Genomic DNA, 15,387 nt, shown 5'->3' with positions numbered 1-15,387 from the left:
CGCGATATTGAAAACATACGTTTTAAAGACAGAACAAAAAATCCCCATAAGTTTAGACGAGGCCTGGGACTTTTTCTCCTCGCCATTAAACCTGGCTAAGATTACGCCGCCCGATATGGGTTTTGTGGTAACATCTGATTACGCCGCGGATGCTAAAGTGTATACCGGCATGATCATTACATACAAGATCTCGCCCTTGGCGGGTATCAAAATGGATTGGATGACCGAAATTACCCACGTTGCCGATAAGCAATACTTTGTTGATGAACAGCGCTTTGGCCCCTATGCCCTATGGCACCATCAACACCATTTTAAAGAAATAGAGGGTGGGGTGCAAATGAATGATATTTTACACTATGCTATACCATACGGCTTCATCGGCACCATTGCAAATAATGTTTTTGTGGGCAAGGAAGTGAACAGGATTTTTGCCTACCGGGAGAAAGCCATCGAGAAGCTATTTGGGTACTAACGGTGCCCATCAGTTGCATAACGGAGTTAGCCGGACAGTTACCTATGACATAGTTAATTTTCCTTTCATCCTGAGGAACGAAGGATCTATCAGCAGTGCATGACCGATAGAAAAGTTAGCGAGTAGATGCTTCGTTTCCTACCCATGAAATATCCAAATTCCCCTGTCATCCTGAGTAAGTTTTATTTGCGCACAAATGATCGCATTGCAAATGACATTTTTTTACAATTGATAATCAGCTAGTTACAAATGTGTCAATGGCAGGAACGAAGGATCTATCAGTTGTGCATGACCGGCAGAAAAGTTCGCCAATAGATCCTTCGTTCCTACCCATGACAAGTTGAAAATCCCAGACTTACGAAGTTTTAAAAACTTCGTAAGTCTTTCGCCGGCTTGTCACTCTACCTTCAGAATTTCGCGAAATTTTACCACTCAGCATGACAGTCTTTTATTTTTGAATGCATGCCTCCTTCAGCGTTTACCTAAATTTGATAACTGCTCATGACAACTCAAAAAACGGAAGTCATCCCGATTACTTGTTTCGGGATCCCACAGGACAGGTGACCCGCATGAAGTACACTTAGCATCTGGGGTGCCGACCCGTTAGCTAACGGACGGCATGACATTGGGGGATTAAATCGTTGTCATTTTCCTATTTTGCCAAATGTTTAACATGTTGATAATCAGCCGAAATGGTGTTCCATGTCGCTTTTTGTATAAATGTAAGTATTTGATTATCAACGGCAAAGCGTTCCAAAGCGTTCCACATGATCCAAGCGTTCCGGTGGAACACTTATTGCCCGTTGGCGATTCATTTATAATCGTTACCAGATAAACAATGGTACCAGCCAAATTGGCGAAATATAATAGGGATCGTAGTAGGGTTCGTAATATTCGATGGTTTCTTCTTCAACAACGGTAGTGGTGGTAGTGCCGCCTCCTCCATAGTTGTTATTATTGTTATTCTGTTTCTGCTCTTCCTCCATCAGCCTGATCATCAGTTCCGATCCCTGGTTTATCATATCTACCATGGCATCTTCGCCAACATCTTCGGGCTTTATGGCGCTGTTACAAATATCTTCTATCTCGGCCCAGGCGTTACCGTTCATCAAATCATTTTGCCAGCCCGATGCGCTGGTATCAAACCTGTTTTCGTTGATGAACGACATAAATACAATTTCAGCCGGATCGGCCTTTTTGAACATGGCTACGGCAATGCGCAGGTCGTCAAAACGTTCATTATCGGTAAAATTGAACCAATCGTCGTCGGTATCAAAATCAAAATAACTGTCGAAGGCAAACTCCCCTTTTTCAAGGTCGACAAACGAAAAAACGTCATAAACCTTCAGGTATTCAGTATAACGCTTCATGAACGTATCAAACACGCCCCGGCCTTTTGAGCTCACCTTATAGGCCGACCCTGAGCTAATTACATAGCCCTTGGCCACAAGGTCGGTAAATAAGGGTTGCAGTACTGCATCGTCGCCATAAGCACTGCTGCTAAACTGGTGGTTGCCATTTATCATTTCGTTTAAAACAATGATTGCTTTAAACGTTTTTTTATTATCCTCTGTCAGGATGGTATTTTTTCTTAATTGGATAGCCATAATGTGAGCCCCCTCTAAATCTCCCCCGGTAGGGGAGAATTAAGATGAATAAATTAATTGAAAAATGATATTATCGCCTGCGGCCAAAACCACCACGGCTACGGCCAAAGCCCGATCTGCTGCCCGAACTTCTTCCGCTGCCGAAGCCGCCGCTCCTTACCCTGCTGCCCGAGCTGCGGTTGCTGAACGATCTTTGCGATCTGGTGGGCTGACTTAAGCTGCTGCGGCTGCTGCTCCTCGACGACATGTGCGAAGACGTAGTTGGCCTGAATGTAGTATAGGTACGTGTGCGGGTATAATAATGCGGATAATACCCGTAGTGGTACATCGGCACATAGTAGCTGTGCGGGCGTAAAAAGTAGCTTAATATCAAAAAGTCGGTTAAGCCGAATGAGGAGTGATAATAGTTGTTATACCCCACATAAGTTGGGTTACCCTGGATATCCAGGTTGGCAGTATTGTTATTGCCCGTAGGCTGAATGTTAACACTGGCCACCGTTACCGATTGTGAATTGCTCACATCGTCAATGATGTTCAGCTTGTTGTTATCGGCTTCCTGTACCTTCAGGTAATCAATGTTACCATCTTTATCCAAATCAAGGTTATTGATCTGGTTGGCGGGGTTGTTAATAGCTTTTTCCAGGGTTTGCGGGTCGGTACTGTTTTTTACAAACTGGGCAAGCTTATTTACATCAAAACCGGCAGTGGTATTGTTTTCGATAGTAACGTTATTTTGCTGTGGCGGGTTTTGGCTGCATGCCGAAACACTCAACACTAAACCTGTAAGCGCTATAAATATTTTTTTCATGATGATTTTTTGACATTGGCCGGCCTGGCAATTGTGTTGGTTTATTGGTTTGCACCTGCTGGCTTTTGTATTTATTTTTTTTATTTAGATGTAAGAGGGCATACGATGTTACAAAAAATTTCAAATAGCGTCAAGAATTAAGCGGAAAGATTCAGGACTTTTGAAACGCCGGGTGGTGGAATTTTACGAATTATGAAGGGGAAATGGCCTCGGAAAAAGGGCTGTCACGGGTAGCCCGTCGAGCCATAGCGGGCAAAGGCCTCTCCGCGCGACCCTTCGACAGGTTCAGGGTTGACAGGCCTCCCGGCTCGAAAATAATTAACTATGTCATAGGTAGAAACGAAGGATCTGCGAACTTTTCTATCGCCCATGAACAGCCTACAGATGCTTCGTTCCTCTATATGACATCAGCAAACGAAAAGGGTGATAACAAAAGAAGCGGCAATCGCCGCTTCTTTTGTTTATGCTATTCAAGTCCAAAAAATCCTTAGTCATTCACTACGCCCATCGAGCAGAATTTTTCGATGCGCTCGTTAACCAGTTCGGTAACGTCTTTTTCTTTTAGTATTTTAAGGTCTTTTAGTAATTGTTTTTTTAGTGTGGCAGCCATAGCTACAGGGTCCTGGTGGGCGCCGCCAAGGGGTTCTTTAATAACACCATCTATCAATTTGTTTTTCAACATTTCTGTAGATGTCAGTTTCAATACCTCTGCTGCACGTTCTTTGTTTTCCCAGGTTTTCCACAGGATGGTTGAGCAGTTCTCCGGCGAAATTACCGAATACCAGGAATTATCCAGCATCATTACCTTATCGCCAATACCTATACCTAATGCGCCGCCTGATGCACCTTCGCCTATGATAACGCAGATGATAGGCACTTTAAGTACCGACATTTCTAACAGGTTGCGGGCAATGGCCTCACCTTGTCCGCGTTCTTCGGCTTCCAGGCCGGGGAATGCTCCGGGGGTGTCTATTAAAGTAACAACAGGTTTGTTAAACTTTTCTGCCATTTTCATCAGCCTCAGGGCTTTGCGGTAGCCTTCGGGATTGGCCATACCGAAGTTGCGGTATTGGCGTTCTTTGGTGTTACGGCCTTTTTGCTGGCCTATAAACATCACTGTCTGGCCGTTTAACGTTCCGAACCCGCCTATGATGGCTTTATCGTCCCCAACTGTGCGGTCGCCGTGCAATTCAATAAAATCATCGCACATCAGCTCAATATATTGCAGCGTATAAGGCCTTTCGGGATGGCGGGAGATTTGTACCTTTTGCCAGCCGGTAAGATTGCCGTATATTTCTTTTTTGGTGCTTTCCAGTTTGGCTTCCAGTTCTGCAACCGTTGCCGACATATCCAGCTTGTTTTTATCTTCAACCTGCTTCACCTTTTCAATTTGCTGCATCAGCTCGGCAAGGGGTTTTTCAAAATCAAAAGTTATTTTCATACACTTTATTTGGGGCCGCTAAATTAAACAAAACCAACGGCAAATTTATCAATTATGATTTTGCAAAGTTTCCAACTTTTTTATCTGCGCCGGCGATAGCAGTTTCCAGGTATTATAGCAGGCAACTAAAATGGCATCCCGCAACTCGCCATAATATAAACCCGACCGGTTTCCATAAAAAATAAGGCTGCCTTCGTCCGTTCCTTTGCTTAGCAAATCATCCAGTCTCTTTTCGTTGGTAACAATAAATCCCCCCATTTCAATTCGTTTACGCTTCAACTCCTTAGCTATAGCTTCAAGCTTAGTAACCTGGATAGGGCTAAGGCCTGCCTCTTTCTTAAACCGGATAGCTACATCCGGCATGGGGTAATGGTTCAGCAGCGCCACCGGCGGCATATTATAAATATCCTCGCCGTTTAACAGTGCGGTAAACTGTGCATCAGTTAAAGTTTTAACGGGCGATTTTTTCAGGGTGCTGTCAGGCGCCTGCGCAGCAATTCCGCTATAAATAAACAGGAAAATTATAAATACAGGTATTGTTTTCAGCATAGATGGTGCAGTTTACAAAAAAAGCGCAACTATCGGGCCAAGAGCCCCCCAATTTTCTTAAATTGCCATAGTAGTATGAAATACGATACGCCTAATAATCAAACTGAAATCCTACCTAATATCCTTGGCTTAAAATCAGCTAAAGAAGTCTTCTTATCGGAATTTAACGGTTTTGTTGACGCGGAATTGATATTTACGAGTCGCTAACTAAAAGAACAAAGTTCAATATCAAGTATATTAATAACATCCATAAGACCGCCTTACGCCATTTATATACATTTGCCGGCAAATATCGCGATGTAAATCTATCTAAAGGAGGCTTTCCATTTCCAGCCGCGCGCTTTCTTCATGAAAGTATGTTAATGTTTGATCGCGATATCCTTGCTAAACTACCCAACAAATATGATAGTCAAACCGAATTGATTAAAGATATTGCCACAGTACATGGCGAGTTATTATTTATACACCCTTTCAGGGAAGGAAACGGGCGAACAGCTCGAATACTGGCCAATTTGATGGCAAGAAAACAAGGTTACCATGCGTTAAAATTCGAAAAAATCAGCGAAAAAGAATTTGAATTTTATGTAGCTGCGGTCCAACAATCAGCCGAAAAGAGATATGACAAGATGGAACAATTTATCGCATCTATTTTCCCTGCTTAGTCTCTAACCTCTTTAATGAGGCTACAGCATCGTCTTCTGATATATGAATGCCTTCAATTTTAAAAGACGCGATCATCGACTTTACAATTTCCTGACGTAAAGAAGCGCTGGGCTTTATTATCTTGCTACTTTTCGATTTCATAGTATAAAGATAAAAAATATTTCACTAAAAAGGGACAGAACGCTTTCCTATTCCACCTTTACCACCTTTGTCCGTGCCGAAATCCCGTTTTCATTAAAGGCCTCTATCTGGAAATAATAGGGCAAGTCCCTGTCCATCCCGCTAAAATAATACTCATTTTTGCCGTACACCATTATGTTGTTGTATAGCTTATCGGGCGCTATGCCAAAATAAATGGTGTAGCCCGTGGCGTTATCATTGGGCTTCCATTTAAGCCAGGAGTTGCGGCGTTCGCTGTCGCCACGCAGCACAATCAGGCTTTGAACGGTATTGGGTTTTGCACCTGCTCCCTTACCAAACACCCTGAAACCGGATAGCGCAAATTTTCCCGTTGGCATGTGCATATTTACCATTTTGAGGTAACGCGCTTTTGCGGGTGTTTTTAGTTCGATATAGTCATGCGGTACATCTTTTTTGTTTTGGCTTTTGTCAATCAGTGTTTTCCATGATTTGCCATCTACCGACGAGTAAATTATATATTGATGATAAACGCCCAATGATTTGCCCATGAAAGTGGCATCCTGATCGGCATAATTAATTTGCACTGCGTTGATGGTGCTTGTTTCGCCCAGGTCGGTTTTAAACCATTCGCCTTTGCCGGCGGTTTTGGCGCTCCAATAGGTTTTAATATCCTCGTCGACAGCATTATTGGCATAATACGCGCCCAGGGTTGATGATACTTCTACCGGTTTATTGTAGTTGAGCATCATCCATCCGGTAAAATTACTTTGCAGGTGGTCTTCCGCCCCTGTGGCCAAATATTGCGGATAATCGCCATAAGCAGTGTTGCAATACAAGGTTCCATCTTTATCAAAACCGGCCGGCCAAAAACCAATGCGGCGCTCAAAATTGTTTTTTACCGAGATGCCCATGGTGCTGATATGCCAGTAATTGCCAAACTTATCGGCCCAGGTTGCGCCATGCCCTGCCCCTTTGGCAAAGCCGCCGGGCTTGTACGAGAATGGATTATGCTTTTGATAAGTAAAGGGCCCAAGCGGTTTATCGCCTGTAAAAACGCCATCGCCATAGCCGCTTTGCTCGGTACCAGGTGCGCCAAATTGCAGGTAGTATTTGCCGTTGTGCTTGTTCATCCACGATCCTTCAATAAAGGGCAGCAAAAACACATTATCATTATGCTCGCCAAAACGTTCCCAGCCATGCTTTTCGGGGTCGAGCTTAATCATTTCTTTTTTGGGGCCAATGGGCTCAAATGTTTTCCTGTCTATCTCCTGCCCGTAAAGCGGCAGCGTATTGCTCGATCCATGGTAAATGTAAACCCGGCCGTCATCATCGGCAAACATGCCGGGGTCCCAGGCGCCTACTTTAAAATAGTCTTTAGCGGCTTTCCAATCATCTTTGGTGGGGTTGGTGCTCATCCAAAGGGTAAAATCTTTATTATAGGTTGATCCTATTACCAGCAGGGTATCGCCCAAAACCAATGTAGCGGGCGCGCAAAGCTCATCGCCTGCAACCTGGTTGTAAGGGCGTACAAACTTACGGTATACAAAGTTCCAGTTCAGCATATCGCCGCTCCACCAGTAACCAAACTGGTTGGTGCTAAACAGGTAATATTTGCCTTTAAACAAAGTCATGGTTGGGTCGGCAGTGGCGCGGTGTTTGCCCCAGCCAGCAAAACTATCAAAGGGGGTGTAACCGTAATCGAGGTTAAGGGGGTTGCAATAAGTTAACCTTTTGGTTTGCGCGCTTGCATCCCGCAGGAAAAAGCAAAGCAGCAGTATGAATAAAATACGGGCGGCCATCTTCATGATATATACACTGGTTTATATAGGTAATAACAGGATGCTAATATCTGTTTTTAAACAACAATTAAAAGATGGCTTACTACTACATCTACTGCACAAAACGCCCGGTTTGGCTAAAAGTTTACCCAAACCACGTTAACCATTATTCAAATTGTAAACTTTTTGTTATTATGTGTTAAAAACACAATTAATTTGTAGATTCATGGCGTAAACCAATTTGTACCAAAAACCAATTTTATGAAAAAGAGATGCCTGCTGCTTTTCATTGTGCAATTATTTTTTTGCGCCGCTTCATTTGCGCAATACCCCAAAATGGATAAGTTGCTTTACGGCGTAGCTTATTACGATGAATATATGCCTTACGAGCGCCTTGACAAAGACGTGCAGATGATGAAAGAAGCGGGCATAAACGTGGTGCGCATTGCCGAATCGACCTGGAGCACCGTTGAACCGCAAGATGGTGTTTTTGACTTTACCCATATCGACAGGATGCTGGCCGCCATGCAAAAAGGCGGCATTAAAGTAATCGTCGGCACACCTACTTATGCAATACCTACCTGGATGGCCAAAAAACATCCCGAAATATTAGCCATTACACCACAGGGTCAAAACCAGTACGGGCCAAGGCAAAATATGGATATTACCAATACCGATTTCAGGATGTATGCCGAGCGGGTGATCCGTAAGATAATGGAGCATGTAAAAGATAATCCCGCGGTTATAGGTTACCAGGTTGATAACGAAACCAAATCATACGGTACATCGGGCCCAAATGTACAGGCGCTATTTGTAAAATACATGCAGGCTAAATATAAAACGCTCGATAATATTAACCACATCTTCGGGCTGGATTACTGGAGCAACCGCATTAACGCTTGGGAAGATTTTCCATCGATGAATAACACCATCAATGGCAGTTTATCATCAGAATTTGCTAAATTTCAGCGCCAGGTGGTTACCCAATATTTAGGCTGGCAGGCAGCTATTGTGCGCGAATACAAGCGGCCCGACCAATTCATTACCCAAAACTTCGACCTGGACTGGCGTGGGTCCTCTTTTGGTATCCAGCCTGATGTTGACCATTTTGCAGCTGCCAAAGCCATGGATATTGCAGGGATAGATATTTATCACCCCAGCCAGGATAAGCTTACAGGTGCTGAGATTTCTTTTGGCGGCGACGTTACCCGCTCCATGAAGGGCGGCAAAAACTATTTGACCATAGAAACCGAAGCACAGGGATTTGCTCAATGGACACCTTATCCGGGGCAGTTAAGATTACAGGCTTTCAGCCACCTGGCCTCGGGCGCCAACATGGTGGGCTACTGGCCTTGGCATTCTATCCATAACTCGGCCGAGACCTATTGGAAAGGCCTGTTAAGTCATGATTTTGAGCCCAACCCGGTTTATAACGAGGCAAAAACCATCGGTAAGGATTTTGACCGGTTAAGTCCGAAACTGATCAACCTGAAAAAGAAAAACGATGTAGCCATACTATTCAGCAACGAGGCCCTTACCGGCTTTAAAGCTTTTGGCTTTGGCTGGGGTGTACGCACCGGCTACAATGAGGTATTGCGGCAACTGTATGATGGCCTGTACCACATGAACGTAGGCTGTGATTTTGTTGACCCTACGAGCCAAAACATCGAAAATTATAAACTACTGGTAGTACCGGTTTTATATGTGGCACCCGACAGCTTGTTACAACGACTTAACCGCTATGTAAAAAACGGAGGCCACATCATCTACACCTTTAAAAGTGGCTTCAGCGACGAAAATGTGAAAGTGCGCACAACCCACCAGCCCGGCATTATTAACGAAGCATTAGGGATTTACTACAGCCAGTTCACTGTGCCCGAAAACGTTGGCCTTAAAGGCGATGATTTTAACCTGAAACCCGAGGATAAAAAGCTTAATACCTGGATGGAACTCATCACCCCCACAACCGCAAAGGTGCTGGCTTATTACGACCACCCGGTTTGGGGCAAATACGCGGCCATTACCGAAAACACCTACGGCAAGGGCCTGGCAACTTACATTGGCTGCGTTACAACCAGCGCCGTTACCGATAAAGTATTGACCGACGCGGTTAAAAAAGCAGGCCTTTGGGGTACCGACCAGCAATTGGCTTTCCCGCTGATTACCAAGTATGGGGTAAACCAGGCAGGTAAAACAGTGCACTATTATTTCAACTATTCCGATAAAGAAGCAAGCTTTACTTATCCTTACGGAAACGGCAAGGAACTGTTTTCGGGAGCAAGCGTAAGCAGTAATTCTGCTATGCAATTGGAGCCCTGGGGGATGAAGATTGTGGAGGTGAATTGAGAGCGATTTTGTCTGAACCTGGATTAGGCCGATTCTTCAGGTTTTTTGGATTTGATATAGAACGAGACTACACCCAGCGACGAAACTTACGAAGTTTTTGAAACTTCGTAAGTTTAAAATCCGTTTTACACCGCTCTCTTCAGCGTAAAGGCAAACCTGCTCCTTGCCTCTGTTTCGTTATCAACTTCGATGTGCCCGGATGAGTTGTGAGTTGTATTTAAATGGGGGATTGTAAATTTAAGCATTTAAGTTTTAAGTGCCAGGTTTTTGGTGGGCCAGGATCCACAAAATTGAAAAGTACCAATGACCAATGACAGCGTAGCGAAACGACCAACGACTAAATGACCGCGCAGCAAAATGAACTAAAAGGTTAAATAATGTTAACATGCCTATTTACCTGCCACAATCAATTTATCTTTAGGTGATAAATTGAACCTTATGCTGCAAAACTACTTTAAACTGGCCTGGCGTAACCTTTGGAAAAACAAGGTGTTTTCTGTCATCAATATCCTGGGGCTATCTGTTGGCATCGCTTTTACCTTACTTATTGGAGCCTATATATGGGGGCAGATGCAGGTAAACCACCAACTTAAAAACTACAGTAACCAGTATATTTTAACCAGTAAATGGAAAGATCCCGGCCAGGGAAACGAAATTGCCTCTGCTGGGCAAATGCCCCGGGCTTTGTATGAAAACTATCCTGATTTGGTTGCCAACTATTATCATTTCGACGGCGTAACTACCAACGTATCTAAAGGGGATATGCATTTTAGGGAAAGCCTGCAACTGGGCGATAGTACTTTTTTTAAGATGTACGGCTTTAAATTGTTATATGGCGATGCCAAAACCGCACTTAATGATCCTTTTGCCGTTGTAGTTACACAAAAAGCGGCCTTAAAATATTTCGGCAGACTGGATGTGGTTGGCCAGACCCTCAATTTTGAAAGTTTTGGGGGAGAGAAGCATGATTTTACTATCAGCGGGGTGTTGGGCGAAGTGCCCAAAAATTCGGTTACCAACCTTGATCAGAATAATAATTCCGATTTCTTTTTTACGTCAAGCGCGGCCAGGTACTTTAAACGCAACCTGGAAGGGTGGACGAATTTTAGCACTGTAGGTTATATCGAATTGAAAAATGGCTTCACCCCTAAGGACCTGGAACGGCCCCTGCGCGAGCTATTACGCAAAAACGCATCGGCAGACATCAGTAAAAACCTTACAAATATGGCTGTACCGCTCAAAAACTATTACCTGGACGGCTGGGGCGGTGCCGTTAAAAAGATGTGTTACACGCTGGGATACATTGCGCTTTTTATTTTGCTGATGGCTGTCATCAATTTTATAAACATTTGTATTGGCCGCTCGGCAGGCCGGATTAAGGAGATGGGGATCCGGAAGGTATTAGGCGGTTTGCGGGGGCAGCTTATCTGGCAGTTTTTAACCGAATCTGTTTTGATGGTATTGATAGCCACAATTATTGCCCTTGTGCTTTACGCGCTTGCCCGGCCCTATTTTAGCCATGTACTGGGCGAGCAAATAACCGGCCTCTTCGCCTTCCCGGTTTATTTTATAGTAATACCTTTTTTGTTTGCCGCATTGGTGGGGCTACTCGCCGGCATTTACCCCGCGCTGGTACTGTCGGCATTAAAATCAATTGATTCGTTAAAAGGTAAGCTGGCGTCGGTAAAAGAGCGGGTGGTGTTCCGCAAAACGCTTGTAGCTTTTCAGTTTGGCACGGCGGCCATTGTGTTTATTGGCGCGCTTATCGTTTCGCAACAAATAAACCTGTTTTTTACCGGCAAGCTGGGTTATAATAAAGATTACCTGGTATATGCCCAGGTGCCCAGGGATTGGTCGGTAAAAGGGGTGCAAAAAATGGAATCGGTAAGGGAACAGCTGGCGCAAATGCCGCAGGTAAGCAGTGTTTCGCTTTCGTGGGATATTCCCAACGGGCAAAACGGAGGTAACTATATCCTGTATAAACAAGGGGGTAGCCCGGCGCAATCTGTCACTGCAACGGGTTTAATGGTTGATAACAAATATGCTGATACCTATGGCATCCCTATGCGAGCTGGTACCTTTTTTAAGCCGGTTTTTATCCCGGCTGATACCACACAGGTGGTAATTAACGAGATGCAGTCCAAATTGATGGGCTATAAAACGCCGGAAGATGCAATTGGTAAAAAAATAATGCAGCAGGGGGGCAGTGTTCCGCTTACTATTTGCGGTGTTACGGCTGATTTTCAATTCGGATCGATGCATGACCTGATGCCACCCATCACCTACATGAATGTAAACTATACTACTTATTACCGTTACTTTTCCATCAAACTAAAACCTGGTAACATGCGGCAAAGCCTTGCCGGGCTGCAAAAAAAATGGGCTCAGCAGCTTCCTGGCGCACCCTTTGAATATGGTTTTATGGACGACGCGTTGAAAAAGATGTACCAATCCGAAATTCAGCTGAAACAAGCAGCCTATATTGCAACAGCATTGGCTATTATCATTGTACTGTTGGGTGTGCTTGGGTTGATATCTTTAAGTATTCAAAAACGTACCAAAGAAATAGGCATCCGCAAAGTATTAGGCTCGTCGGTAACGGGCATTATCGGCTTGTTTATGCAGGAATTTTTAGGGGTAATAGTAATTGCCTGCCTGGTAGCTTGCCCGCTGGCTTACTGGCTGATGAGCAGCTGGCTTACCGGCTATGCCTACAGGGTAGCCATATCTATTAATCCATTTATAATAGCCATTGCAGGACTTACTTTAGTAACCGCAGTATTGATAAGCATACAAACTGTTAAAGCTGCCCTGGATAGCCCGGTGAAAAATTTAAGGAGCGAATAACTTTTAGCTGCTGGTTATTATAACAATGGATAGTAGTTATTAACACCTATCAATACTCGGTGGCCCCGATGTCAAAAGCATCCGCAGCAGGGCGTTGGGTGCCATAATAATCAAATGCTACGCCATATGATAAAACGTTTGCCCCTGCATTGATAAGGGGAGACGATGACAGCAGATGGAAATCATCTTCGTTATAATTTACAAATTCACAGGCGCTTACATTGTTGGTCACATAATTATTTGACGCTGTAAGCTTAACATTGCTGCTCTTTTTAATTATCGGAAGCACCGATTCCGACTGTATAATTGCGTTGTTGATTACGGTGTTCATTGGGATAGTTTCGGAATTTAATTTTATGCCACCCAACGCTGAAGCAATGATGGTATTATTAATAAACTGGAAATTGGGCCCCGGCGTGTATCTTGAATCTGCAAAAATGCCATAGGCTTTTGAATTGATGATATAGTTATTAAACACCAGGTTATCCCCAAGTCCCAGTACAATAATGCCATTGCCGGGTGCATCCTTAACCAGGTTGTTATAACATTTTCCCCCGGTACCTTCGCCTATTTGTATACCGTTATTTTGATAAGATGCAAAAGGGCTTATCCCGGGCGTTTTAACCGTATTGTTATAAATTTCACAGCCTAAAATAGCGCTGCCAACCTGGATCCCTTCGGCACCGGTAGAATCGGTGATATTTTTGTATAGCTTAACGTTCACCACATCGCCTGGCCAAACCTTACCGCAGGAAAGCGAGACGCCGTTGGCATAAAACGAATTGCCCACATAAAACCCTTCGCCACCTGTTTTGTGAACATAATTGTCATGAAGAATTACATTTTGCAGGGTAAAATGGCCACGCCATGTTGCTTCATCACAATTTGGATCTGTTTTGGCCATAATACCGGCAAAGCCACTATTACGCACCTCCACATTTGCGATTTCAAAATCCGAGCTCAGGTTATCCATCGTCATGCCGATATTGCCGCCATTTATATCAAAGCCATACTCGGTATCGGGATCGCCATTGCCCAGTATCTTAAAATACTGGCAATTTTGAGTTTTGAACCCATATGAAGCAGTAACAGCGGTAGAAAAAGTTACTTTACCGCCCTTGTTAATAATAACGATGGGGGCAGCCGCGGTTCCTTTAAAGTTTTTAAGCAGCAAAGCGCCTCTTTTACCGGCGGGGATACACACAGTAGATCCCGCGGGTATGTTAGTGCCGTCAACCATCCATTCAGAAGGCTGAACGGTATAAGTGCAGTCGGTAATAGCTAAGGACGAAAATTTGGCGTTCGTAACCGGGGGCGGGTTCAGCGGTTCGGCAAATTTATTTTTGGTACACATCGCGAACGACGATAAAACTAATACACCGGCGATGGTGCGTATCAGGTAACTTTTATTTTTCATGGTATAAATTAAAAAAGGAGCGTAAAATATACCAGATTCAAAGAATCATCCTATTTCAAGCTTTCCCGGCTTTAAAAAAAAGTTGTTATACGTGACTTTTAGTGAATAGTTACTGGAATTTGATTTATAAGAACGGCCTTATTTAAAAATTTGGAGGTGAGTCTCCTTTTCTTCCCGGGTTGATCATCTCTTAGCCGGTAACATAGCAGAATGAGTAGAAATATGGCTGAGCCAATGCCGAAAGATCCAAAAATCCAAAATAGCCTGTTGCCATTGTGCCTGGCAAATGGCTCGTAAACTGGTAAAAAGACAAGGGGACTTCCTTCTGCCACGTCATTCCTGGAGCGGATAGCGCCAACGTAATATTTCAACTCATTATCATTTAAAGAGATTTTATTCAGATATCTAAATTTATCCAATGGCTCACGTTTAAAATCAGCTTCGCATTTGGCCGCGAATACCTTGAAATTTAAATCCTTTTCGGCCAAAGAGAGGTTGTTCTTAACTGTTTTGGTATATTTAATCGCCAGCCATGCTGGTGGCCATATCTTCATTGGTTCAGGATCTTTCTTTAGTTTGTAATTTATGGTCACCACGGCCAATGCACCATATTTGCCGGCTTCGCCATATTTTGGCATCACCTGCGATGGATTTACGTAGCGCATGAATTTTATCGAATCGGCAGGCAGTTTTTTTAGCCGCTGCATGGTGCTTAACTTATTATCAATAATTACCAGCGTGTTGATGTGTGCACGCTTGCGCATGGCTGTTATGATATTGGTATCGGGGAAAAGATGATCAAAAACTGGTACGGCCGCGTAGGCCGTCATCACAAAATCGGTGTGGTTTTTTCCTATCACCGAAAATACCATCTTAACGTGCACCGCTTTTTTGGCGCTGTAATACTGTTTAATAGTATAGTATTTTGTGATGGGTAAGGTGTTAATCTGGCTGATACTATCCAGGGTAGTCAACTTACCTGTAGCTGTTTCTACATATTGCTGCGCAATACCTGTTGGAATGGCCCAGGCAAGCCCGGCTATATAAATAAAGAACGGAAGAGGGCTTTTTCCACCGGAGGCACCGTATTTAAGTAATTTTAAACGTGGGCGTAACCAAATGATAAGTACAATGAATACCAATACGCCAGGTATGGCAAAGTTTATATACCATTCTGGAAGGTTCACAACTTGAAACCGGATTCCCAATAACCGGTGCAAAAAAGTGTATGTGGCCAAAGTAATGCCACCTATATATACAAAGGGCAGAAATATCAGCTTAAGCTTGGCCTTAAATTGATGCATTTATCTAATCGGGT

Annotated in this window: 11 protein-coding genes; 4 read left to right on the top strand and 7 right to left on the bottom strand. The window is 43.8% G+C overall.

Going from position 1 to position 15,387, the window contains the following annotated elements; translation table 11 throughout:
- The first annotated feature begins 7 nt into the window (after positions 1 to 7).
- Positions 8 to 472 carry an SRPBCC family protein gene (locus AC1DXF_RS18595; RefSeq protein WP_477450204.1) on the top strand — a complete coding sequence of 155 codons (465 nt, stop codon included), beginning with the start codon at positions 8 to 10 and terminating at the stop codon, positions 470 to 472.
- Positions 473 to 1,296: 824 nt separating this feature from the next.
- Here the strand turns inward: AC1DXF_RS18595 and AC1DXF_RS18590 are convergent.
- From AC1DXF_RS18590 to AC1DXF_RS18575, 4 genes are all read right to left on the bottom strand, one after another.
- Positions 1,297 to 2,079 (bottom strand): hypothetical protein, encoded by a 783-nt coding sequence (locus tag AC1DXF_RS18590; RefSeq protein ID WP_477450203.1) that lies wholly within the window; start codon positions 2,077 to 2,079, stop codon positions 1,297 to 1,299.
- A gap of 70 nt (positions 2,080 to 2,149) precedes the next feature.
- Entirely contained in the window at positions 2,150 to 2,887 is a 738-nt protein-coding gene (locus tag AC1DXF_RS18585; protein WP_477450202.1) for a hypothetical protein, read from the bottom strand.
- A 487-nt stretch (positions 2,888 to 3,374) separates the two neighbouring features.
- The gene (locus AC1DXF_RS18580) at positions 3,375 to 4,328 is read right to left on the bottom strand and encodes an acetyl-CoA carboxylase carboxyltransferase subunit alpha (protein WP_477450201.1); all 954 of its coding nucleotides are present in this window, start codon (positions 4,326 to 4,328) and stop codon (positions 3,375 to 3,377) included.
- Between the two features lie 48 nt (positions 4,329 to 4,376).
- Positions 4,377 to 4,877 carry a hypothetical protein gene (locus AC1DXF_RS18575; RefSeq protein WP_477450200.1) on the bottom strand — a complete coding sequence of 167 codons (501 nt, stop codon included), beginning with the start codon at positions 4,875 to 4,877 and terminating at the stop codon, positions 4,377 to 4,379.
- Between the two features lie 185 nt (positions 4,878 to 5,062).
- Between AC1DXF_RS18575 and AC1DXF_RS18570 the strand changes: the two genes are divergently transcribed.
- The gene (locus AC1DXF_RS18570; RefSeq protein ID WP_477450231.1) at positions 5,063 to 5,539 is read left to right on the top strand and encodes a Fic/DOC family protein; all 477 of its coding nucleotides are present in this window, start codon (positions 5,063 to 5,065) and stop codon (positions 5,537 to 5,539) included.
- Positions 5,540 to 5,728: 189 nt separating this feature from the next.
- Here the strand turns inward: AC1DXF_RS18570 and AC1DXF_RS18565 are convergent, their stop codons facing one another.
- Positions 5,729 to 7,486, bottom strand: a complete 1,758-nt coding sequence (locus AC1DXF_RS18565) for a family 43 glycosylhydrolase (protein ID WP_477450199.1) — start codon at positions 7,484 to 7,486, stop codon at positions 5,729 to 5,731.
- Positions 7,487 to 7,720: 234 nt separating this feature from the next.
- Between AC1DXF_RS18565 and AC1DXF_RS18560 the strand changes: the two genes are divergently transcribed.
- Positions 7,721 to 9,805: a beta-galactosidase gene (locus AC1DXF_RS18560; RefSeq protein WP_477450198.1), complete on the top strand. Its 2,085-nt coding sequence runs from the start codon at positions 7,721 to 7,723 to the stop codon at positions 9,803 to 9,805.
- 438 nt (positions 9,806 to 10,243) lie between these two features.
- Complete coding sequence (locus tag AC1DXF_RS18555; protein WP_477450197.1) at positions 10,244 to 12,652, top strand: ABC transporter permease; 2,409 nt, start codon at positions 10,244 to 10,246, stop codon at positions 12,650 to 12,652.
- Positions 12,653 to 12,701: 49 nt separating this feature from the next.
- On the opposite strand, the gene AC1DXF_RS18550 is transcribed toward AC1DXF_RS18555, so the two are convergent.
- Positions 12,702 to 14,069 (bottom strand): right-handed parallel beta-helix repeat-containing protein, encoded by a 1,368-nt coding sequence (locus AC1DXF_RS18550; protein WP_477450196.1) that lies wholly within the window; start codon positions 14,067 to 14,069, stop codon positions 12,702 to 12,704.
- Positions 14,070 to 14,167: 98 nt separating this feature from the next.
- Entirely contained in the window at positions 14,168 to 15,373 is a 1,206-nt protein-coding gene (locus AC1DXF_RS18545) for a hypothetical protein (RefSeq protein ID WP_477450195.1), read from the bottom strand.
- Between the last annotated feature and the right edge of the window lie 14 nt (positions 15,374 to 15,387).

Source organism: Mucilaginibacter sp. P2_A5, assembly GCF_056404995.1.
This window is presented reverse-complemented; position numbering and strand designations above follow the sequence as displayed.

Coding starts and splice junctions, on each gene's coding strand:
- AC1DXF_RS18550 (WP_477450196.1), bottom strand. CDS start 14,069: ATGAAAAATAAAAGTTACCTGATACGCACCATCGCCGGTGTATTAGTT.
- AC1DXF_RS18585 (WP_477450202.1), bottom strand. CDS start 2,887: ATGAAAAAAATATTTATAGCGCTTACAGGTTTAGTGTTGAGTGTTTCG.
- AC1DXF_RS18560 (WP_477450198.1), top strand. CDS start 7,721: ATGAAAAAGAGATGCCTGCTGCTTTTCATTGTGCAATTATTTTTTTGC.
- AC1DXF_RS18545 (WP_477450195.1), bottom strand. CDS start 15,373: ATGCATCAATTTAAGGCCAAGCTTAAGCTGATATTTCTGCCCTTTGTA.
- AC1DXF_RS18575 (WP_477450200.1), bottom strand. CDS start 4,877: ATGCTGAAAACAATACCTGTATTTATAATTTTCCTGTTTATTTATAGC.
- AC1DXF_RS18590 (WP_477450203.1), bottom strand. CDS start 2,079: ATGGCTATCCAATTAAGAAAAAATACCATCCTGACAGAGGATAATAAA.
- AC1DXF_RS18580 (WP_477450201.1), bottom strand. CDS start 4,328: ATGAAAATAACTTTTGATTTTGAAAAACCCCTTGCCGAGCTGATGCAG.
- AC1DXF_RS18565 (WP_477450199.1), bottom strand. CDS start 7,486: ATGAAGATGGCCGCCCGTATTTTATTCATACTGCTGCTTTGCTTTTTC.
- AC1DXF_RS18555 (WP_477450197.1), top strand. CDS start 10,244: ATGCTGCAAAACTACTTTAAACTGGCCTGGCGTAACCTTTGGAAAAAC.